An 18,869-nucleotide genomic window follows, 5' to 3' on the forward strand; every position below is an offset into this window, starting at 1 on the left:
GGATTACCCACGGGCCAACGCCACCCGCTGCTGCTCGCCACCCGAAAGCATGTGCGGAAACCTGCGCGAAAGGTGTTCGAGCCCCAGACGCTCGACGATTTCCAGGCATCGTGCTTGCGCGGCGGGTCGTGTCAGGCGCTTCAGGCCAAACAGGATGTTGTCCAGCACGTTGAGATGGGGAAAAAGCGCATAGTCCTGAAACATGAATCCGATATTGCGCTCTTCGGGTTCCACATAGCTGTTCGGCCCGGATATTTCGCACCCATCCAGCAGAACGCGGCCCTGATCCGGCATCTCGATGCCTGCAATGACACGCAAGAGCGTGGATTTTCCGCAACCGGAGTGGCCAGCCAGACAGATGAGCTCTCCATGCGCCACGGAAAGAGAAATATCATTCAGTGCGGGAACTCCGCCAAAACTACGGGAGACGCCATTAATTTCGAGATGACGGGGCGGATGAAGATTTTCCATATTCATGTGCCTTCTCCAGCGTTGACGGCGCTTGTTTCTATAGGCTTGGATTCTTCCCGTCGCCGATTCCGTGCATTTGCAGACCGACAGGGCCCATATTCTGGTCTGTCATAACCTACATCCGCTTCTTCGCCATCCTATTCCTCAACCTGCCCAAGATACGTGTCCAGCCGACCCTTGTTCTGGAACATGCGGCGGGTATGACCGGGCAGTTCCTCACGGATTTGGTCCAAATTCGAAGCCCCAACTGGATCACGCCGACCATGCTCATCATCAAGTGCGGTGGACAGGAATCGACATGGAGACCTTCCTCGGCCAGTGTCACGGTATAGGCCTCATCCAACTTGCATGCCAGAAACTTGGTGCCCTCGGGCTGGATCAGATCCTTGACCCAATGATCGGAATTGGTGGGCAGGAAAGTGACGATATCGCTCGGCTCAACTTTGTGGAACCCCGGCTCGATGGCCATGCTGCCTTCCTCGCCAAAGTTCAGCATCCGGGCATCGTTGCCGGTGCCATGATCCGAGGCGGCAGTCAGCGCCGGAGCGGTAGACAGCGGCGGCTTTTACATGAGTTCACGGTCCAGCTGGTCGGAATGATTGGCGCGCCATCGGGCGTAAATGAGGGCGGGCCATGGAAAATTGAAGAGATGATCATCAGTGGGATACATTTCATCTGTGACGGATACTTTTTTAGCTTCCCCAAAGCACGGTTTCGTCGATCCCGGCCAGGTCGCGGCGTCCGGTCAGGGCCATGGCGACCTCCAGCTCGGCGCGCAGGATGGTCAGCATATGCGCGACCCCCGCCGCGCCGCCCACCGCCAGGGCGTGGATCTGCGGCCGCCCGACCAGCACCGCCGATGCCCCCAGCGCCAGCGCCTTCAGCGCATCGGTGCCGCGGCGGATGCCGCCGTCGCACAGCACCGGGATGCGCCCGGCGACCTGGCGGGCGACGACCGGCAGCGCCTCGGCCGTCGCCGGCAGCGTGTCCAGCGCCCGCCCGCCGTGGTTCGAGACGATCACCCCGTCCGCACCCACCGCCACGGCGCGCTCGGCATCATGCGCCGACATGATGCCCTTCAGGATCACCGGCAGCCGGGTCTGCGACTTCAGCCAGGCGATGTCCTCCCAGCGCGGGGCGGCATCCATCAGGCCCAGGAAGGTCGCCGCCCGCCCCGGTTCGCTGCGGATCTGCGGCGGGCGCATGCCGTCCAGGTTGACGGCGCGGATGCCCTCGGGCAGGCGGAAGCCGGCGCGCTGCTCCATGTTGCGCAATCCGTTCACCGGCGCGTCCACGGTGACGACCAGCGCGCGACAGCCCGTCGCCTCGGCCCGGCGGACCAGCGACAGCGTATCGCCGCGCTCGGGCTGCATGTAGAGCTGGAACCACAAGGGCCCCTGCGCGCGGGCCGCGATCTCTTCCAGCGGCAGGCCGGACTGGGTCGAGACCACCATCAGGCTGCCGGTCGCCGCCGCGCCAAGGGCGGTCGCGTGTTCGGCCTCGGCATGGGCGAGGCCGTGAAAGGCCACCGGCGCAAGGATCAGCGGATGCGGCAGGTCCAGCCCCAGCAGGCGCAGGCCGGTATCGGCGCCGCGCAGATCCGCCAGCACCCGGCCCTGCAGCCGGATCGCCTGCCATGCGGCCAGGTTGGCCTGCGCCGTCAGCCCGTCCGCACCGGCGCCGTCGACATAGGCCCGCAGGGGCGCGGGCATCCGCTCGGCCGCGTGCCGCTCGTAGTCGCACAGGGCCACGACATCGGCGGGGATCTCAGCCTGGCCGGCCACCCGTCAGGTCTCGGCCCAGTGGCGGATCATGTTGTGGTAATGCGCGGTGATCCCCGTCACCGCCGGATCGTCGTCGGGCAGCATCGCGCGGATGCGCATGATCGACATGTCCAGGTCATAGAGCATGTGCCGCCGCCAGTCGTCGCGCACCATCGACTGCGCCCAGAAGAACGAGGCCCAGCGCGAGCCGCGCGTCACCGGCGTCACCGAATGCAGCGAGGTCGCGGGATAGACCACGGCATGGCCCGCCGGCAGCTTGACGCTGTGCTGGCCATAGGTGTCGTGCACGACCAGTTCGCCGCCGTCGTAATCCTCGGGCGGGGTCAGGAAGACGGTGGTCGAGACATCGGTGCGGATGCGCTGGCCGGTGCCCGGTATGACGCGGATCGAGCCGTCGACATGGGCGCCGAAGGTCATGCCCTCGTCATAGCGGTTGAACATCGGCGGCAGGATATGCGCGGGCAGCGCGGCCGAGGAATAGACCGGGCTGCGGCCCAGGGCCCGCAACACGATATTGCCCAGCTCGCGCGCCTCGGGGCTGTCCACCGGCACCTGGAGGTTATGCTTGACCTTGGCCGCCTGGTCGCCGGCGGTGCTGCGGCCGTCGACCCAGTCGGTGCCTTCGAGGATCTGCCGCATATAGGCGACCTCCTCGGGCGTCAGCAGGTCCGGGATGGTGATCAGCATGGCGGTCCTCCAGCGGTGGCATTCGGGCGCAGGATAGGACCGGCGCCAAGGAAGGTTAAGGGTTTTTGTCGGACATTCGGGACGCCCGCACTGCAAGAGGGGGGCGGGCGATTGGACCCGCCCCCGATGCTTCCGATTCGGGGATCAGAAGCGATAGTTCAGCTTTGCGGTCACGCTGCGACCGGGCGCGCGGTTGGCAAAGATGCCGACATGCGAGGCGTCGTAAAGCCGCTCGTCAAAGGCGTTATTGACGTTGACCTGCAACTCGGCCGTCTCATTGATCTTGTAGGCGGCCATCAGGTCCACCCGCCATTGCGAGGGCAGGGCGGCCGTATTCTCGCCGTTCAGGTAACGCTTGCCGGTATAGGTCGCACCGCCGCCGACGGTCCACCTGTCGGAGACCTCATAGGTCGTCCACAGGCTGAACGAGTGCCGGGCAACGAATTGCAGGTAGTTGCCGTTATCCGCACTGGGTTCGCCGTCGTCGAAGCCGCCATCGATCGTCTTGGCGTCGACAAAGGCATAGCCCGCCGACAAGCCCCAGCGTTCGTTGATCTGGCCGGCTGCGCCAAGCTCGAAGCCGCGGGCGCGGTTGTGACCCAGAAGTGCGACATTGCCCAGATCGTCCTCGACTCGGGCGTTCTTCTTCTCGGTCTGGAAGATGGCTGCGGTCAGCAGGAGCTGGTCGTTCAACACTTCCCACTTGGTGCCCAGCTCGATGCTCTTGCTTTCTTCGGGCTCCAGGTTAACGCTGTTGCTGGTCAGCGTGCAGGCCCCCGCGCCATCGGCGCCGCCGGCCATGCCCGCGCATTCGCCCGACGGGTTCGAGGAGGTGCCGAAGGCCAGATAGACCGACCCGTTCGGCGCCGGCTTGTAGACCACGCCGGCCGAGTAGTTCAGCAGGTTGTCCTTGCGTGAGATGGTCCCGTCGCTGACCTCGTACTTGTCATAGCGCAGGCCCAGGTTCAGCGACCACTGTTCGTTGAAGGTCAGCGTGTCGAAGATGTAAAGCGCCTTGGACGTGGTCTCGATCGGCGTGCCCCAGTCGCCCCAGACCAGCGAGCCGGTGACCGGATCCCAGGGGTTGGGGTTGGCCAGGTCGGTGACCGGCACCGACGGGCTGCCCTCGGACGAAGCCGAGCGAACCTTCTCGCGCGACATTTCCAGGCCGACTGCCAAGTCATGCTTGACGGTCCCGGTGTGGAAACCGCCGGTCAGCGCAGTGTGGAAGGCCACTGCCGAGTTGTCCTTCTTGCCCGAGCGCAGGTCGCGGTTGGCGAGGTTGCGGGTGGGGTCCCAGTTCGGGTTGGGGCTGACGCTGCCGTCGCGGCCGGTGATGAACTGCGACACCACGCTTGGCCGGGACATGACGTATTCCTGTTCGGAGCCGATCCAGGCCAGCGTCGAGTGCAGCTTGAAACTGTTGCTGAATTCATGCTCGAAGCGCAGCATCGCGCTCTGGTTCTCGACCTCGCGATAGTCGCGCAGCGCCGAACCGTAGAAGGCGTCCTTGTCGGCCAGTTCGATCGGCAGCCAGGGATCGGACTTGGTGCCGCTGCCGAAACGCCGCCCGCCGCTGAGGTCCGGACGATAGTCGCCGTTGCTCATCGGCACGCCCAGATCCGGCGTCGCATCGGTCTTGCTGTGATAGAGGTTCAGCGACAGCTTGGACGCGCCGAAGCTTTTCGACAAAGCCGCGGCGATGCCCTTGCGGTCGTCCTGAAGCACGTCGCGGCCCGGAACGTCGGAATCCTGCCACATCAGGTTCAGTCGCGCAGCCAGCCCGTCGCCAAGGTCGACATTGCCGTCATAGGTCAGCCGCTTCTGGCTGGCATTGCCGACAAGGCCGGAAAATTCGTGGAAGGTCTCGCCTTCGCGGGCCTGTTTCGACACCAGGTTGATGGAACCACCCGTTGCACCGCGGCCGGAATAGGCGCCGCCCGGTCCCTTGGCGATCTCGACCGATTCGGTGGCGAAGGCTTCCTGCGTGGTGCGGCCCAGGTTGCGGATGCCGTCGACCATGATGTCGGTCGCCGCCTGATAGCCGCGCACGAAGGGCCGGTCGCCCATCGGCGTGCCGCCTTCGCCCGAACCCAAGGTGATGCCGGGCGTGGTGCGCAGCACCTCCAGGACCGAGGTCGCGTTCCGCTCTTCCATCTGGCGCTGGGTGACGACCGAGATGGTCTTGGGCGTATCGACCAGCGGTGCGGTCAGCTTGGGGGACGAGCCCTCGGTGACGCGATAATCGGTGGATGCCTGGGCGCCGGTCTGACGCTCGATCACGATGGTGTCCAGAACAACCGTGCCTTCCGCATCCTGCGCCACCGCAGGAGCGCCCACTGCGGCCGCGATGATCACGGCTGGCAGCAGGCCAAGGCTAGGCAACAGTGAGCCGGTCGTTTCCTGTGCTGCAAGGGATAAATTAGGTGGCGTCATAGGCTTTCGTGTCCTTCGCTGGAACAGATGTAAAATACCCCCGATACGGGGATCGGAGGATGAAGGGCACCTGGCTGGCGAGTTGCTGGCGAATGGTGGTGTCGCATATTCCGTTCCGTCGCCGGCGGCTTAATCGGACAACAGGATCGATGCGACCGCTGACCAACACCATCATCAAATGTAGCAGTAAAGGGGCGGAAAGCGACAATTCGCGAGCGATGCAGAAAAACCGCCTGGACTGTGAATCAAACCATCCGGCTTGCCTTGAGCGCCATTAATAAATTGATTTCAAATCATTTTGCGAAAGATCGGGTCGGGCTTCCCCGTGCTTCAAGTTGGCCGAGGTAGGATGCGGGCAATGAATGAGCACTACACAAGGCTACATTGGCTCCGTGGTGATGCTCAAGATTCGAAACGGCTCAGTTCGAGTGATGTCTACGGCTAGGCTGAATGGCCCGTGCATCACTGCTGCCGCTAACGATGCGTGGAACTCTTTACCTCCCACTGAGCCTTCTTTCCAGCCGCGACCGAATGATTGATGGCGGTCCATATAAGGTGACGGGGCTTGGGGCGCGGCTTCAGGCATTTGATGCGCCAAAACCAAGATACCGGCACACGAAAGCCGTGTCGGATTTGCGCTGGCATGGGGACGAAAACCATTTCGACAAGGAGAGAGGGCCGGCGTGGCGACTCCGATCACTGGCGTTCGGATTCGTCTGGCAATATCGGCCACGCTGGCGATCATAGGGGCTGCGGCAGGGCTCGGCCCCTTTCTTGCGATCTGGTGGCTCGCGGGCAAGGCGCTGGCGGAGCCGGTGACTGCGGCGCAGGTCTTGCAGGCTACGCTGGCGGCGATCACGGCGCTGGCTGCGAAGTCGCTGCTTCTGTCAGCTTCCACCACCATTTCCCACAGCGCGGCTTTCACCTTGCTGTTCCGCCTGCGCAACGAGCTGGTGGACGGGATCGCGGTCTTGCCGCGGGCGGTCGCGGACCGCCGGGGCACCGCCGATCTGCGCCGTCTCGTGATCGAGGATATCGACCAGATCGAGGATTCGATCGCCCCTGCCATTCCCGATCCGGCTCAGAGCATTGCGCTGCCCTGTCTGACCTTCGCAGCCCTTGCACCGATCGATTGGCGGCTTGCGCTGGCGGCGGTGACGCTGTTTCCGCTGTTGCTTTGGCGCTATCCACTGACGATATGCGCCCCACGAGAGGATTACGGTCGCTGGTATGCCGCCCTGGCCCGGCTGCGCGAAGCTACGCGCCATCTGGTCGGCGGAATCGCGGTAATCCGCGCCTTTGTCGGTGCCGAGCGCGGCTTTGATGCCCATGAGCAGGCGGTCGCGGCAGTGCGCGAGACGGGGTATCGCGCCGGAACCGCGTCGCTCTGGCAGATGAGCCTGCTGCATACCGGGCTGCGCGGCAACGTGCTGGTGCTGTTTCCGGTCGGTGCAGCGGTTTTCCTTGGCGGCGATGCCTCCGCGCAGGATCTGGTGCTGATCCTGCTGCTTGGCCTGAACGCCTCGGCCCTGCGGCTGATCTTTACCGCCGGGAACTTCACCTGGCGGATGAAGGCCGCGATGGCGCGGATGGCCAAGATCCGCGGCATTCCCCTTTTGGAGCAACTCGAGCCCGCCGGAGTCCCGCGCGGAAACAGTCTTGCCCTGGAACGGGTGGCGCTGTCGCCGGGCGAAAGGGTGATCCTGCAGGATATCAGCCTTTCTGTCCCCGACGGGGGCATGCTCGCCATCGTCGGCCCATCGGGGGCGGGCAAGACGACGCTTTTGCGGGTGATGGACCCGGATGCAGGCCGGATCACCCTGGGCGGCGCCGGTCTGCGGCGAATTCCGGGCGCCATGCTGCCTGCACGGTTCTCGGCCGTGCTGCAACGGGCATGGCTGACCGATGCGACCATCCGCGAGAATATCCGCGCGGGCCGGCCCTCGGCCTCGGATGCCGAGGTGGATGAGGCGGCCCGGCGCGCGCAGGTCACGGGATTTGCCAGGGTGCTGCCCCTGGGTCTCGACAGCCCGGTCGGCGAGGGCGGGCGCAACCTTTCGGGCGGCGAGCGCCAGCGGGTCGCCATCGCCCGTGCCATGCTGCGCGATGCGCCCGCGCTGCTTCTGGACGAGGCGACCGCCGCCCTCGACCCCGAGAACGGGGCCGAGGTTCTGGCGGCGCTCGATGTGCTGAAACGGGGCCGCACCGTGGTCGTGGTGGCGCATCGGCTGCACACCATCCGGCACGCCGACCGGATCGCGGTGATCGAGGCTGGCCGCCTCATCGACAGCGGCCGCCATGAGGAGCTTATCGCTCGCTGTGCGCTCTACATGCGCCTTGGCGTTTCGGTCGCCCGTGCCATCCACGACATGTCGGCGTGGATTTCGGCAGCGATCTCATCGGCACGATGCTCGCTGGGGATCCGGATCAGCCTTTGCCCCTTCACGGAATACCTCAAGCCTCTCGCGGTCTTTCCGGGCGAGGTGCTGGAGGCCGGAGATGGCCTCTGATCGCGCTGCCAGACAGGCGGCGCGGCGCTGGAGGCGTTGCCTCGCGGACCAGGGGATATCAATGTCATCCAGACGGTCCAGCCAGCCTGTTTCATCGACCGTCCATCCGCCCTCATCGGCGGGTCGATCCCGTCGCGCCTGGCACGCAGGCGCTGGTAGTGCCGCCGCAAGCGCGACTGGATCTCGGCCTGGGACCGGCCTTCCGGAGGAAACCGCAGTTCGACGAAGGGAATGCGGGTCATGGGCAAGGCTGTATCGACAGGCATGACGGCGCACCTTCAAAGACAAGCCGTTCCCGTTCGGGAGAGCGGCGCTTTCCCGGCGGAGAGGGTCGGAACGGGTGGGGCCCGGAGCGAGTGGCGGTCTTCTGCATCTGCATTGCCGCCACCCCCGAGGGCATGCCGCGACCATCTTCGGCAGGGGCTGCTTCGTCAACGGGAGAGGCGCCAGGGTGGTCGCCAGGCAGAGCGATGAGCGACCCGAACTGCCGGTTTCGGGTCGATCAGGTAACTAATTGTAATAAAACACAATAACTGATTGAGCGGATCGGGTGGGCGCTAATGACCTGGGAAATGGGCGGCGAAATCCCCAAAATGGGCCTTGATCGCCTGCCGATTCAGCCCGCGCCAAGGCGGAGCGCGGCAAAAAATCCTTTCTGCGTTGCGGCGAATTGACTGGGCATGATTATTACGTTATCGCTTCACCAGTCGTAATATTGTTGCGAGGGCAGATCGTGGCCGAGAAAGACAAACCCTGGCTTTTCCGCACCTATGCGGGCCATTCGACCGCCGAGAAATCCAACGCACTCTATCGGGGCAACCTCGCCAAGGGGCAGACCGGCCTGTCGGTGGCCTTCGACCTGCCGACCCAGACCGGCTACGACAGCGACCACGTCCTGGCGCGCGGCGAGGTCGGCAAGGTCGGCGTGCCCGTCTGCCACCTGGGCGACATGCGCATGCTCTTCGACCAGATCCCGCTGGAGCAGATGAACACCTCGATGACGATCAACGCGACGGCGCCCTGGCTCTTGTCGCTCTATATCGCCGTGGCCGAGGAACAGGGCGCCGACATCGCCAGGCTGCAAGGCACGGTGCAAAACGACATCATCAAGGAATACCTGTCGCGCGGCACCTATATCTGCCCGCCCAGGCCCTCGCTCAGGATGATCACCGACGTCGCGGCCTATACGGCGAAGCACCTGCCGAAATGGAACCCGATGAACGTCTGCTCGTATCACCTGCAGGAGGCGGGGGCGACGCCCGAGCAGGAACTGGCCTATGCGCTCGCGACCGGCATCGCCGTGCTGGACGACCTGAAGACCAAGGTCGAGCCGCAGGATTTCCCCGCCATGGTCGGGCGGATCTCGTTCTTCGTGAACGCCGGCATCCGCTTCGTGACCGAGCTGTGCAAGATGCGCGCCTTCACCGAGCTCTGGGACGAGATCTGCCGCGACCGCTATGGCATCGAGGAAGAGAAATACCGCCGCTTCCGCTATGGCGTGCAGGTGAACAGCCTGGGCCTGACCGAGCAGCAGCCAGAAAACAACGTCTATCGCATCCTCCTGGAGATGCTGGCCGTCACGCTGTCGAAGAACGCCCGCGCCCGCGCCGTGCAGCTGCCGGCCTGGAACGAGGCGCTTGGCCTGCCGCGGCCCTGGGACCAGCAATGGTCGCTGCGCATGCAACAGATCGTCGCCTACGAGACGGACCTGCTGGAGTACGGCGACCTTTTCGACGGCAATCCGGTGATCGCCGCCAAGGTCGAGGAGCTGAAATCCGGCGCCCGCGCGGAGCTGGCGACGCTGGACGAGATGGGAGGCGCCATCGCCGCCATCGAATACATGAAGTCGCGGCTGGTCGAATCCAATGCCGAGCGGTTGAATCGCATCGAGGCGAACGAGACGGTGGTCGTCGGCGTGAACCGCTGGCAGCAGGGCGAGCCCTCGCCGCTGACCGCGGGCGATGGCGGCATCATGGTGGTGGACCCGGCGGTCGAGCAGGACCAGATCGCCCGGCTGCGCGCCTGGCGCGAAGCGCGCGACGAGACGGCCGTCGAGGCCGCCCTCGCCGCGCTGCGCGATGCCGCGCAGAGGGGGCAGAATGTGATGCCGTTTTCCATCGCCGCCGCCAAGGCAGGCGCCACGACCGGCGAATGGGCGGCGGTGATGCGCCAGGTGCATGGCGAATATCGCGGCCCGACGGGGGTCTCGGCCAGCCCCTCGAACCGCACCGAGGGGCTGGAGCCGATTCGCGAGGCCGTGGATGCGGTCAGCCGCCGCCTTGGCCGGCGGCTGAAGTTCCTGGTCGGCAAGCCCGGCCTCGACGGCCATTCCAACGGCGCCGAGCAGATCGCCTTCCGCGCCCGCGATTGCGGCATGGACATCACCTATGAAGGCATCCGCCTGACCCCCGAGCAGATCGTGACCCGCGCCGCCGACGACAATGCCCATGTCGTCGGCCTGTCGATCCTGTCGGGCAGCCACCTGCCGCTGATCGAGGATCTGATGGAGCGGATGCGTGCCGCCGGCCTGGCGCATGTCCCGGTGGTGGTCGGCGGCATCATTCCCGACGAGGATGCCGCCAGGCTGCTGAAGATGGGCGTGGCGCGGGTCTATACGCCCAAGGATTTTGAGCTCAACCGGATCATGATGGACATCGTGGCCCTGGCCGAGCCCGAGGAGGCGGCCGCCTGAGCCGGTGGCACGGCCGCATGGGTATTTGAGCAACGAAGAAGTCCGGCACCGCGCCCTCGGCTTCTTCGTTGTCCAAATACCCATATTGCAACCGCGCCGTCAGTCCTTCAGCAGCAAAAGCAGCGCGGCGACGGTCGCCAGCACCCCGGGCATCACGGCGAGCGGCGGCAGGCCGCGGGTCAATGCGGCCTCGAGCCCGATCACCCAGATCGGCGTCAGGTAGGTATAGGCCATCACCTTGGACGAGGGCAGCCGCATGGTGGCGAATTGCACCAGCGCCGTGGTCAGCGCGCTGGCGAAGATCGCGACATAGAGCAGCGTGACCCAGACGATGGCCGGCAGATGCGCCCAATCCGTGTCGAGGATCGCCCGGCCGCCCCAGACAAGCAGGATCAGCCCCCCGGCGCAGAGCGTGGCGAAGGTCGAGACGATCGGCGTCTCGCCCCGGTTCAGCCGGCGCACCATCGGGGTATAGAGCGCATGGGCCGCGCAGCCGACCAGGTAGATCGCCTCGCCGCGGCGGAACTCGAGCCGCATCAGTGCCGCCGCGTCGCCGCCGAAGATCACCCAGAGCGAGCCCGCCGCCCCCAGCGCCAGCGCCAATGCGATGCGCCCGGTCATGCGCTGCCGCATCAAAAGCCAGCCGAAGCCCGCCGACATCAGCGGCGTCAGCGTGAACACCGCCGCCGCCGAGACCGGCAACGCGGTTTTCAGCCCCTCGAACATCAGCACGAAATAGGCGGCGAAGAGCCCGCCCAGCACCAGGTAGCGCCAGGGCGCGCGGAAGGTTTCCCGCGGGATGCCCGGCCCGGCCATGGCCACGCCGCCGACCACGCCCGCGGCGATGGCGAAGCGCGCGGCCGAGATCGCCGCCGGGTCGATCAGGTTCGCCGCCCGTGCGCCCAGCGAGAAGGAGCCCGCGATCGCGGCCGAGAACAGCAGCATCGCCGCATGGCCCTGCAACGCCTCGCGCCGCATCTGCGGCACCGCCGAAAGCTCGGCCATCAGCCGCGCCCGAGCATGTAGAATTCGTCGTTCGGCCGGATGTCGCCCGCGTTCACCAGCCGGTTCGACATGCCGAAGAAGGCGGCGATGGCGCCGATGTCCCAGATCTCGTCCTGGTCGAAGCCGGCCTCGCGCAGCGCGACATGATCCGCCTCGTCGATCCCTTGCGCGTTCAGCGCCACCTTTTCGGCATAGGCCAGCATGGCGCGTTCGCGTGGCGTGAGGTCGGCCTTGCGCCAGTTCACCGCCACCTGGTCGGCGATGAAGGCGTTCTTTGCCCGGATGCGCAGGATGGCGCCATGCGCGACCACGCAATACTGGCACTGGTTCAGCCCCGAGGTCGCGACCACGATCAATTCGCGCTCGGCCTTGGTGAGGCCGCCCTCGCGCTCCATCAGCGCGTCGTGGTAGGCGAAGAAGGCGCGGAACTCGTCCGGGCGATGCGCCAGCGCCAGGAAGACGTTCGGGACGAAGCCCGATTTCTCGGCCACCTTGCGGATGCGCAGGGCGATGTCTTCGGGCATCTCGTCCAGCGAGGGCACGGGAAAGCGGCTGATGGGATGGGTCATGGCTCGGTCCTCCGGGGCGCGAGGTTTTCACCAAAGCCGGGGCAGGGTCAACCGGGGCGCGCTTGACTTTGGCGGGCATTGGCCCTATCCACGCCGGGATTCCCGGAAGGTCTGTCCTTCCGGTCCCCGCGCCTTGTCCGGGGATCGCCCCCCGTCAGCGCGTTGCGCCCACGGGGGCGCACCTGTTTATTCGCGCCCGTGTTCCTCGGGCAAACGGCAACCATTGGAGGGCCGCCGATGTTTGAAAACCTGTCCGACCGCCTTGGCGGCGTCTTCGACCGGCTGACCAAGCAGGGCGCGCTGTCCGAGGATGACGTGGCCGCCGCCATGCGCGAGGTGCGCGTCGCGCTGCTGGAGGCCGACGTCTCGCTGCCCGTGGCGCGCAGCTTCGTCAAGGCGGTGACGCAGAAGGCCACCGGCGCGGCCGTCACCAAGTCGATCACCCCCGGCCAGCAGGTCGTCAAGATCGTCCATGACGAGCTGATCAAGGTCTTGCAGGGCGAGGGCGCGCCCGATGCGCTGCGCATCGACAATCCCCCGGCGCCGATCCTGATGGTCGGCCTGCAGGGCTCGGGCAAGACCACCACCACGGCCAAGCTGGCCAAGCGCCTGAAGGACCGCGAGAAGAAGCGGGTGCTGATGGCCTCGCTGGACACCAACCGTCCGGCCGCCATGGAGCAGCTGGCGATCCTGGGCCAGCAGATCGGCGTCGATACCCTGCCCATCGTGCCGGGCGAGAATGCGGTGCAGATCGCCAGGCGCGCCAAGCAGCAGGCGACGCTGGGCGGCTATGACGTCTACATGCTCGACACCGCCGGCCGGCTGCATATCGACGAAGTGCTGATGGACGAGGTGCAGGCGGTCCGCGACGTGGCCAGCCCGCGCGAGACGCTGCTGGTCGTCGACGGGTTGACCGGCCAGGACGCGGTGAACGTCGCCAGCGAATTCGACGGCAAGGTCGGCATCTCGGGCGTCGTGCTGACCCGGATGGACGGCGACGGTCGCGGCGGCGCCGCGCTGTCGATGCGCGCCGTGACCGGCAAGCCGATCCGCTTCGTCGGCCTGGGCGAAAAGATGGATGCGCTGGAGGTCTTTGACGCGCAGCGTATCGCCGGCCGCATCCTCGGGATGGGCGACATCGTCGCCCTGGTCGAGAAGGCGCAGGAGGTGCTGGAGGTCGAGCAGGCCGAGCGCATGATGAAGCGCTTCCAGAAGGGCATGTTCAACATGAACGACCTGCGCAACCAGCTTGAGCAGATGCTCAAGATGGGCGGGATGCAGTCGATCATGGGCATGATGCCCGGCATGGGCAAGATGGCCAAGCAGGCCGAGGCCGCCGGTTTCGACGACAAGGCGATCAAGCGCCAGATCGCGCTGATCAACTCGATGACGAAAAAGGAACGCGCCAATCCCGACCTGCTGCAGGCCAGCCGCAAGAAGCGCATCGCCGCCGGCGCGGGCATGGAAGTGTCGGAACTCAACAAGCTTCTGAAGATGCAGAAGCAGATGGCCGACACGATGAAGAAGCTGGGCAAGATGGGCAAGGGCGGCATGCTCAAGCAGGCCATGCGCGCCATGACCGGCAAGGGCGGCGGGCTGCCCGACATGGCCAATGTCGATCCCGAGAAGATGGCCGAGGCCACGCGGATGCTGCAAGACCCCAAGGGGCTGGGCGGCCAGTTGGGCGGCATGGGCCTGCCGGGCGGGCTTTCCGGCCTGTTCGGGAAGAAGTGAACGCATGATCCGGCTTGCCGACACGCCCGTGCTGACGACCGAGCGGCTGGTCCTGCGCGCCCCGCAGGCCGGCGACTGGCCGGCATGGCGCGACTTCTTCGAAAGCGACCGCGCCGGCTTCGTCGGCGGGCCGATGGTGCAGCCCGGCCAGTCCTGGCGCGCCTTTGGCCATTTCATCGGCCATTGGGTGCTGCGCGGCTATGGCATGTTCGTGCTGACCGAGCGTGGATCGGACCGGGCGCTGGGGGCGGTCGGGCCGTGGTTTCCCGACGGCTGGCCCGAGCATGAGATCGGCTGGACGCTGTGGTCCGCCGGGCTGGAGGGCCGGGGCTATGCGCAGGAAGCGGCCCTGGCGGCGCGCGATTTTGCCATCCGCACGCTCGGCTGGTCGCGGCCGGTCAGCTATATCGACCAGGCCAATGCGCGCTCGATCTCGCTTGCCCGGCGGCTGGGCGCCCTGCGCGATCCCAAGGCCAAGGCGCCGCATTTCGGGGATGACCGCGCCCCGCCGCATGTCTTTCGCCATCCCGCCGGAGCCGCGGCATGAATGGCGCGTCCCGTGTAGATGCGGTGCTGCGCATTTCAATCCCTGGAGATCTGAATGAGTGATCCGACCGCCCGCGCCGCGACCCTGCTCAAGGAGCATCGTGCCAGCATCGACCGGCTGGACGCGATCCTGGTCTATACGCTGGCCGAGCGGTTCAAGCACACCCAATCCGTCGGCCGCCTGAAGGCCGAACACGATCTTCCTCCGTCCGATCCCGTCCGCGAGGCGAGACAGATCGAGCGGCTGGAACGCCTCGCGCGCGAGGCCGACCTGGACCCGGAATTCGCGCGCAAATTCCTGAACTTCGTGATCGCCGAAGTGATCCGGCATCACGAGAAACTCCTCCCCTGAGGCGGGGTTTCCCCCCGCCGACCCCGCCATTCCAAAGGAGAAAACGCAATGGCAATGAAAATCCGCCTGGCCCGTGGTGGCTCGAAGAAACGCCCCCATTACGCCATCGTCGCGTCCGATTCGCGCATGCCGCGCGACGGCCGCTTCCTCGAGAAGCTGGGCACCTACAACCCGCTCTTGCCGAAGGATTCGGAAGAGCGCATCAAGATGAACCTCGAGCGCGTGCAATACTGGCTCTCGCAGGGTGCGCAGCCGACCGACCGCGTCGCCCGCTTCCTGGAAGCCGCCGGCGTCAAGGAAAAGACCGAGCGCAAGAACCTGAAGAAGGGCGAGCCCGGCAAGGCCGCCAAGGAACGCGCCGAAAAGCGCGCCGCGCGTGAAGCCGCCGCCAACGCCCCGGCCGAAGAAGCCGCTTCGGAATAATGACCGAGCGGGTCTGCGTCGGTGCGATCGCGGGCGCCTTTGGCGTCCGGGGCGAGGTGAGGCTGAAGAGCTTTACCTCGCAACCGAACGATATTGCCGCATATGCCCCGCTTTATACCGAAGACGGCAGCCGCTCGTTCACCGTCCGCCTGACGCGGCCGGTGACGGGCGGGCTTGGCGCCCGGCTGTCGGGCGTCGAGACGCGCGAACAGGCCGAGGCGCTGAAGGGCGTGACGCTCTGGGCCGACCGCGACAAGCTTCCGGCCCTGCCGGACGACGAATTCTATCATGCCGACCTGATCGGCCTGTCGGTCCATGACACCGGCGGGGCGCTGATCGGCAAGGTCCGCGCGATCTACGACCACGGCGCGGGCGACATCCTGGAGATCCACGGACCCGGCCGGCGGCAGGTGCTGCTTCTGCCCTTCACCCGTGCCTTCGTGCCCACGGTGGACCTGGCCGCGGGCCGCATCGTCGCCGACCCGCCGGACGAGCAGGAATGACCGGCGGGGCGATGAAATCCCACGGCCGGCTGTCGATCCGCGCCAGCCTGCAGCCGCGCGACCTGATGGCCGAGCCGCAGGTCAGGGGCGCCTGGACCGCCCAGGTCGTCACGCTTTTCCCCGAGGCTTTTCCAGGGGTTCTGGGGCTTTCCCTGACCGGCAGGGCGCTGACCGAGGGGCTGTGGAACCTGCGCAGCATCGACCTGCGCCCCTTTGGCATCGGCAAGCACCGCAACGTGGACGACACGCCCGCCGGCGGCGGCGCCGGCATGGTGATCCGCGCCGACGTGATGGATGCGGCGCTGCGCGAGGCGGGGGCCGACCTGCCGGTGATCTATCTGTCGCCGCGCGGCAGGCCCTTTACCCAGGCCCGCGCCCGCGAACTGGCGCAGGGCCCCGGCATGACCCTGATCTGCGGCCGGTTCGAGGGCGTGGACCAGCGCGTGCTGGACGCCCATGGCGTCGAAGAGATCAGCATCGGCGACTATGTCCTGACCGGCGGGGAACTGGCGGCTCAGGTCTTGATCGACGCGACGGTTCGCCTTATACCGCGCGTGCTGGGGAATCAGGACTCTCTGGCCGAGGAATCCTTTTCCCCGGACCATGGCGGCCTGCTGGAACATCCGCAGTACACGAAGCCCGCCCTTTGGGAAGGCCGCGCGATCCCGGACGTGCTTTTGTCCGGCAATCACGCGGCTATTGCCAATTGGCGTCACGACATGGCCGAAAGGCTGACCAAGGAACGCCGCCCCGACCTGTGGCGGGCATATGAGCAGGCTCATGTGGACCCGGCAAAGGACCGACAGCTCTCGGGCGCATCAGACCAATCGCGGGACTACCGCGAGCAACCGAAGGAACCAAAGCGATGAACCTGATCGCCCAACTGGAAGCCGAGCAGATCGCCGCGCTCGGCAAGGACATCCCCGATTTCAAGGCCGGCGACACCGTTCGCGTCGGCTACAAGGTGACCGAGGGCACCCGCACGCGCGTGCAGATGTACGAAGGCGTGGTCATCTCGCGCAAGGGCGGCGGCATCGGCGCCTCGTTCACCGTGCGCAAGATCTCGTTCGGCGAGGGTGTCGAGCGCGTCTTCCCGCTCTACTCGACCAACATCGACTCGATCACCGTCGTGCGCCGTGGCCGCGTCCGCCGCGCCAAGCTGTATTACCTGCGCGATCGCCGCGGCAAGTCCGCCCGCATCGCCGAGGTCAGCAACTACAAGCCCAAAGCCGAAGCCAAGGCCTGAGGAGACGCGCCATGAAAGCAGACATCCATCCCGACTACCACCTGATCGAGGTCAAGATGACCGACGGCACCACCTATCAGGTGCGCTCGACCTGGGGCAAGGAAGGCGACACCATGTCGCTGGACATCGACCCGAACTCGCACCCGGCCTGGACCGGCGGCTCGGCCAAGCTGATGGACACCGGCGGCCGCGTGTCGAAGTTCAAGAACAAATACGCCGGCCTGGGCTTCTGATCCCGCTGCCGACCGGACTTGCAAACGCCGCCCCGAAAGGGGCGGCGTTTTTCGTTCGTGGGCGGTGGGCGGCCCAGGGGAGGGGACGCGGTCGGGCCAGGCAGGCCGCGCCGGATCGGCGGCTCAATAGGCCAGGCCGAAGATCGGCATCCAGGCGGGCATGCTGGGCGTGCGGTTCAGCGCCAGGCCGGTCAATTCGCCCCGGCCGGTGTCGATCACCACGCGGCCGTCGCGATATTCGCGCAGCACCGGGCCTTGCGCGCTTTGATAGGGCGACAGCGCGATGGTGGCATAGCCGCGGTTCGGCTTGGAGAAAACGGCGTGGATCATTGGATCGCTCCTTTCCGGTCGAGGCGATGGATGGCGGTGTCCCAGCGCGCCGGATCACGGTCGCGCATCAGGTCGCGCGCGGTCTCGAAGGGGTCGCAGGTGATCAGCCGCAGCGGAATGTCGGAAATGCGATGCGGCTTGCCCGTGCGCCGGTCGATCAGGCTGACGGCATAGCGAGGCGAGACAGGCATGGCGGCCTGCAGCGCGCGATCGGCAAAAGCCGACAGATGGTTCAGCATGGTCATCTTTGGCTCCTTCCCTTGACTGACCCGGCCGGAGATCCCGGCATGGCTATATAACGACATAGCTGATCGTCTTTTGCAAGATAAATATCGACCGGCTTTGTCGTGATGAAAGAATGAAGCTGGAACAGATGGTTGAACGGCCGGCGGGGCAGGGCTGTCCCGCAGCGAAAAGCGCGCGCCGGGCCGCGATTCGGCCGGTCTCGGCGCTTTTCATCGTGCCGAGCGCGGCCTATTGTCCGGCGCGACGCGGGCCGGCATCGCAGGGGGATTCGTGGCGCATATCATCGTGGTCGGGAACGAAAAGGGCGGTTCGGGCAAGTCCACGACCTCGATGCATGTGGCGACCGCGCTGGCCCGCATGGGCCACCGGGTCGGCGCGCTGGACCTGGACGTGCGCCAGCGCAGCTTCGGCCGCTACCTGGAGAATCGTGCCGCCTTCGCCCAACGCGAGGGGCTGGACCTGCCCACCCCCCTGCTCGGGCGCCTTGAGCCCGAGATCCAGGGCGGCCCGGACCCTTTGTCGCAGGCGGTGGCCGCGCTCGAGGCGGAATGCGACTTCATCCTGCTTGACTGCCCCGGTTCGCACACGCGGCTCAGCCAGATGGCGCATACGCTGGCCGATACGCTGATCACGCCGATGAACGACAGTTTCGTCGATTTCGACCTTCTGGCGCGGATGTCGCCCGAGGGCAGGATCCTCGGCCCCTCGATCTATGCCGAGATGGTCTGGTCCGCTCGCCAGCTGCGCGGCGAGGCGGGGGCCGGGCCGATCGACTGGCTGGTGCTGCGCAACCGGCTGGGCACGCAGGCCATGCACAACAAGCGCAAGGTCGGCGGCGCGCTCGCCACCCTGTCCAGGCGCATCGGCTTTCGCGTGGCGCCGGGCTTTTCCGAGCGGGTGATCTTCCGCGAGCTGTTTCCGCGCGGATTGACGCTGCTAGATCTCAAGGACATCGGCACGGAACAGCTCAGCATGTCCAACATCGCCGCCCGGCAGGAACTGCGCGACCTGATCGGCGAGTTGAACCTACCCGGCGTCAGCGTTTCGTTCTGAAACCCGGCCGGCATTGTTGCCGATGGCCGGCGCCATTATGTTGCGCCGC

At 66.2% G+C, this 18,869-nt stretch carries 20 protein-coding genes; 11 read left to right on the forward strand and 9 right to left on the reverse strand.

Annotated elements, in window-relative coordinates:
- Positions 1-3: 3 nt before the first annotated feature.
- The 5 genes from E3U25_RS03755 to E3U25_RS03775 all read right to left on the reverse strand — a co-directional run bounded on the left by E3U25_RS03755 (position 4) and on the right by E3U25_RS03775 (position 5,300).
- Complete coding sequence (locus E3U25_RS03755) at positions 4-477, reverse strand: ABC transporter ATP-binding protein (RefSeq protein ID WP_244294960.1); 474 nt, start codon at positions 475-477, stop codon at positions 4-6.
- A gap of 109 nt (positions 478-586) precedes the next feature.
- The gene (locus E3U25_RS03760; protein ID WP_166435407.1) at positions 587-940 is read right to left on the reverse strand and encodes a cupredoxin domain-containing protein; all 354 of its coding nucleotides are present in this window, start codon (positions 938-940) and stop codon (positions 587-589) included.
- A 223-nt stretch (positions 941-1,163) separates the two neighbouring features.
- Positions 1,164-2,255 carry an alpha-hydroxy acid oxidase gene (locus E3U25_RS03765; RefSeq protein ID WP_116221153.1) on the reverse strand — a complete coding sequence of 364 codons (1,092 nt, stop codon included), beginning with the start codon at positions 2,253-2,255 and terminating at the stop codon, positions 1,164-1,166.
- 3 nt (positions 2,256-2,258) lie between these two features.
- On the reverse strand, positions 2,259-2,942 hold the full coding sequence (locus E3U25_RS03770) for a Fe2+-dependent dioxygenase (RefSeq protein WP_116221152.1): 684 nt from the start codon (positions 2,940-2,942) through the stop codon (positions 2,259-2,261).
- A gap of 144 nt (positions 2,943-3,086) precedes the next feature.
- A complete protein-coding gene (locus tag E3U25_RS03775; protein WP_281029271.1) occupies positions 3,087-5,300 on the reverse strand; it encodes a TonB-dependent receptor in 2,214 nt (737 codons plus the stop codon).
- Between the two features lie 761 nt (positions 5,301-6,061).
- Here E3U25_RS03775 and E3U25_RS03780 point away from each other — a divergent pair.
- Both E3U25_RS03780 and E3U25_RS03785 read left to right on the forward strand, forming a co-directional pair.
- On the forward strand, positions 6,062-7,888 hold the full coding sequence (locus E3U25_RS03780; RefSeq protein WP_116221150.1) for an ABC transporter ATP-binding protein: 1,827 nt from the start codon (positions 6,062-6,064) through the stop codon (positions 7,886-7,888).
- Between the two features lie 733 nt (positions 7,889-8,621).
- The gene (locus tag E3U25_RS03785) at positions 8,622-10,580 is read left to right on the forward strand and encodes a protein meaA (RefSeq protein ID WP_116221710.1); all 1,959 of its coding nucleotides are present in this window, start codon (positions 8,622-8,624) and stop codon (positions 10,578-10,580) included.
- 99 nt (positions 10,581-10,679) lie between these two features.
- On the opposite strand, the gene E3U25_RS03790 is transcribed toward E3U25_RS03785, so the two are convergent.
- Complete coding sequence (locus E3U25_RS03790; protein ID WP_116221149.1) at positions 10,680-11,585, reverse strand: DMT family transporter; 906 nt, start codon at positions 11,583-11,585, stop codon at positions 10,680-10,682.
- On the reverse strand, positions 11,585-12,154 hold the full coding sequence (locus tag E3U25_RS03795; protein WP_036755757.1) for a peroxidase-related enzyme: 570 nt from the start codon (positions 12,152-12,154) through the stop codon (positions 11,585-11,587). Before E3U25_RS03795 ends, E3U25_RS03790 begins: the two co-directional genes overlap by 1 nt.
- Positions 12,155-12,391: 237 nt before the next feature.
- On the opposite strand from E3U25_RS03795, the gene ffh reads away from it, so the two are divergent.
- The 8 genes from ffh to rpmE are packed head-to-tail and all read left to right on the forward strand — an operon-like array spanning position 12,392 to position 17,191.
- Positions 12,392-13,888 carry a signal recognition particle protein gene (ffh, locus tag E3U25_RS03800; protein WP_036755754.1) on the forward strand — a complete coding sequence of 499 codons (1,497 nt, stop codon included), beginning with the start codon at positions 12,392-12,394 and terminating at the stop codon, positions 13,886-13,888.
- Between the two features lie 4 nt (positions 13,889-13,892).
- Positions 13,893-14,435 (forward strand): GNAT family N-acetyltransferase, encoded by a 543-nt coding sequence (locus E3U25_RS03805; protein WP_116221148.1) that lies wholly within the window; start codon positions 13,893-13,895, stop codon positions 14,433-14,435.
- Between the two features lie 54 nt (positions 14,436-14,489).
- Complete coding sequence (locus tag E3U25_RS03810; protein WP_036755750.1) at positions 14,490-14,786, forward strand: chorismate mutase; 297 nt, start codon at positions 14,490-14,492, stop codon at positions 14,784-14,786.
- Between the two features lie 48 nt (positions 14,787-14,834).
- Entirely contained in the window at positions 14,835-15,209 is a 375-nt protein-coding gene (gene rpsP / locus E3U25_RS03815) for a 30S ribosomal protein S16 (RefSeq protein WP_036755747.1), read from the forward strand.
- Entirely contained in the window at positions 15,209-15,712 is a 504-nt protein-coding gene (rimM, locus tag E3U25_RS03820) for a ribosome maturation factor RimM (protein ID WP_036755743.1), read from the forward strand. The genes rpsP and rimM overlap by 1 nt, the downstream gene beginning before the upstream one ends.
- Positions 15,709-16,581, forward strand: a complete 873-nt coding sequence (gene trmD, locus E3U25_RS03825) for a tRNA (guanosine(37)-N1)-methyltransferase TrmD (protein WP_036755741.1) — start codon at positions 15,709-15,711, stop codon at positions 16,579-16,581. The genes rimM and trmD overlap by 4 nt, the downstream gene beginning before the upstream one ends.
- Positions 16,578-16,958, forward strand: coding sequence for a 50S ribosomal protein L19 (gene rplS, locus E3U25_RS03830; RefSeq protein WP_024844932.1), 381 nt, complete (start codon positions 16,578-16,580; stop codon positions 16,956-16,958). The genes trmD and rplS overlap by 4 nt, the downstream gene beginning before the upstream one ends.
- An 11-nt stretch (positions 16,959-16,969) precedes the next feature.
- Complete coding sequence (gene rpmE / locus E3U25_RS03835; RefSeq protein WP_011750118.1) at positions 16,970-17,191, forward strand: 50S ribosomal protein L31; 222 nt, start codon at positions 16,970-16,972, stop codon at positions 17,189-17,191.
- A 123-nt stretch (positions 17,192-17,314) separates the two neighbouring features.
- Here the strand turns inward: rpmE and E3U25_RS03840 are convergent, their stop codons facing one another.
- Entirely contained in the window at positions 17,315-17,521 is a 207-nt protein-coding gene (locus E3U25_RS03840) for a hypothetical protein (protein WP_036755739.1), read from the reverse strand.
- Positions 17,518-17,766, reverse strand: coding sequence for a hypothetical protein (locus E3U25_RS03845; protein ID WP_036755737.1), 249 nt, complete (start codon positions 17,764-17,766; stop codon positions 17,518-17,520). Before E3U25_RS03845 ends, E3U25_RS03840 begins: the two co-directional genes overlap by 4 nt.
- Positions 17,767-18,037: 271 nt before the next feature.
- Between E3U25_RS03845 and E3U25_RS03850 the strand changes: the two genes are divergently transcribed.
- Positions 18,038-18,820 (forward strand): division plane positioning ATPase MipZ, encoded by a 783-nt coding sequence (locus E3U25_RS03850; RefSeq protein ID WP_072460848.1) that lies wholly within the window; start codon positions 18,038-18,040, stop codon positions 18,818-18,820.
- The last annotated feature ends 49 nt before the right edge of the window (positions 18,821-18,869 follow it).

It is taken from the genome of Paracoccus versutus (assembly GCF_029909795.1).
Classification (GTDB): Bacteria; Pseudomonadota; Alphaproteobacteria; order Rhodobacterales; family Rhodobacteraceae; genus Paracoccus; species Paracoccus versutus.

What these genes read in the sequence shown, in the direction of transcription:
- E3U25_RS03755 (WP_244294960.1), bottom strand. Translation starts at nt 477, where the DNA reads ATGAATATGGAAAATCTTCATCCGCCCCGTCATCTCGAAATTAATGGC.
- E3U25_RS03760 (WP_166435407.1), bottom strand. Translation starts at nt 940, where the DNA reads ATGGCCATCGAGCCGGGGTTCCACAAAGTTGAGCCGAGCGATATCGTC.
- E3U25_RS03770 (WP_116221152.1), bottom strand. Translation starts at nt 2,942, where the DNA reads ATGCTGATCACCATCCCGGACCTGCTGACGCCCGAGGAGGTCGCCTAT.
- E3U25_RS03790 (WP_116221149.1), bottom strand. Translation starts at nt 11,585, where the DNA reads ATGGCCGAGCTTTCGGCGGTGCCGCAGATGCGGCGCGAGGCGTTGCAG.
- E3U25_RS03795 (WP_036755757.1), bottom strand. Translation starts at nt 12,154, where the DNA reads ATGACCCATCCCATCAGCCGCTTTCCCGTGCCCTCGCTGGACGAGATG.
- ffh (WP_036755754.1), top strand. Translation starts at nt 12,392, where the DNA reads ATGTTTGAAAACCTGTCCGACCGCCTTGGCGGCGTCTTCGACCGGCTG.
- E3U25_RS03805 (WP_116221148.1), top strand. Translation starts at nt 13,893, where the DNA reads ATGATCCGGCTTGCCGACACGCCCGTGCTGACGACCGAGCGGCTGGTC.
- E3U25_RS03810 (WP_036755750.1), top strand. Translation starts at nt 14,490, where the DNA reads ATGAGTGATCCGACCGCCCGCGCCGCGACCCTGCTCAAGGAGCATCGT.
- rpsP (WP_036755747.1), top strand. Translation starts at nt 14,835, where the DNA reads ATGGCAATGAAAATCCGCCTGGCCCGTGGTGGCTCGAAGAAACGCCCC.
- rimM (WP_036755743.1), top strand. Translation starts at nt 15,209, where the DNA reads ATGACCGAGCGGGTCTGCGTCGGTGCGATCGCGGGCGCCTTTGGCGTC.
- trmD (WP_036755741.1), top strand. Translation starts at nt 15,709, where the DNA reads ATGACCGGCGGGGCGATGAAATCCCACGGCCGGCTGTCGATCCGCGCC.
- rplS (WP_024844932.1), top strand. Translation starts at nt 16,578, where the DNA reads ATGAACCTGATCGCCCAACTGGAAGCCGAGCAGATCGCCGCGCTCGGC.
- rpmE (WP_011750118.1), top strand. Translation starts at nt 16,970, where the DNA reads ATGAAAGCAGACATCCATCCCGACTACCACCTGATCGAGGTCAAGATG.
- E3U25_RS03840 (WP_036755739.1), bottom strand. Translation starts at nt 17,521, where the DNA reads ATGATCCACGCCGTTTTCTCCAAGCCGAACCGCGGCTATGCCACCATC.
- E3U25_RS03845 (WP_036755737.1), bottom strand. Translation starts at nt 17,766, where the DNA reads ATGACCATGCTGAACCATCTGTCGGCTTTTGCCGATCGCGCGCTGCAG.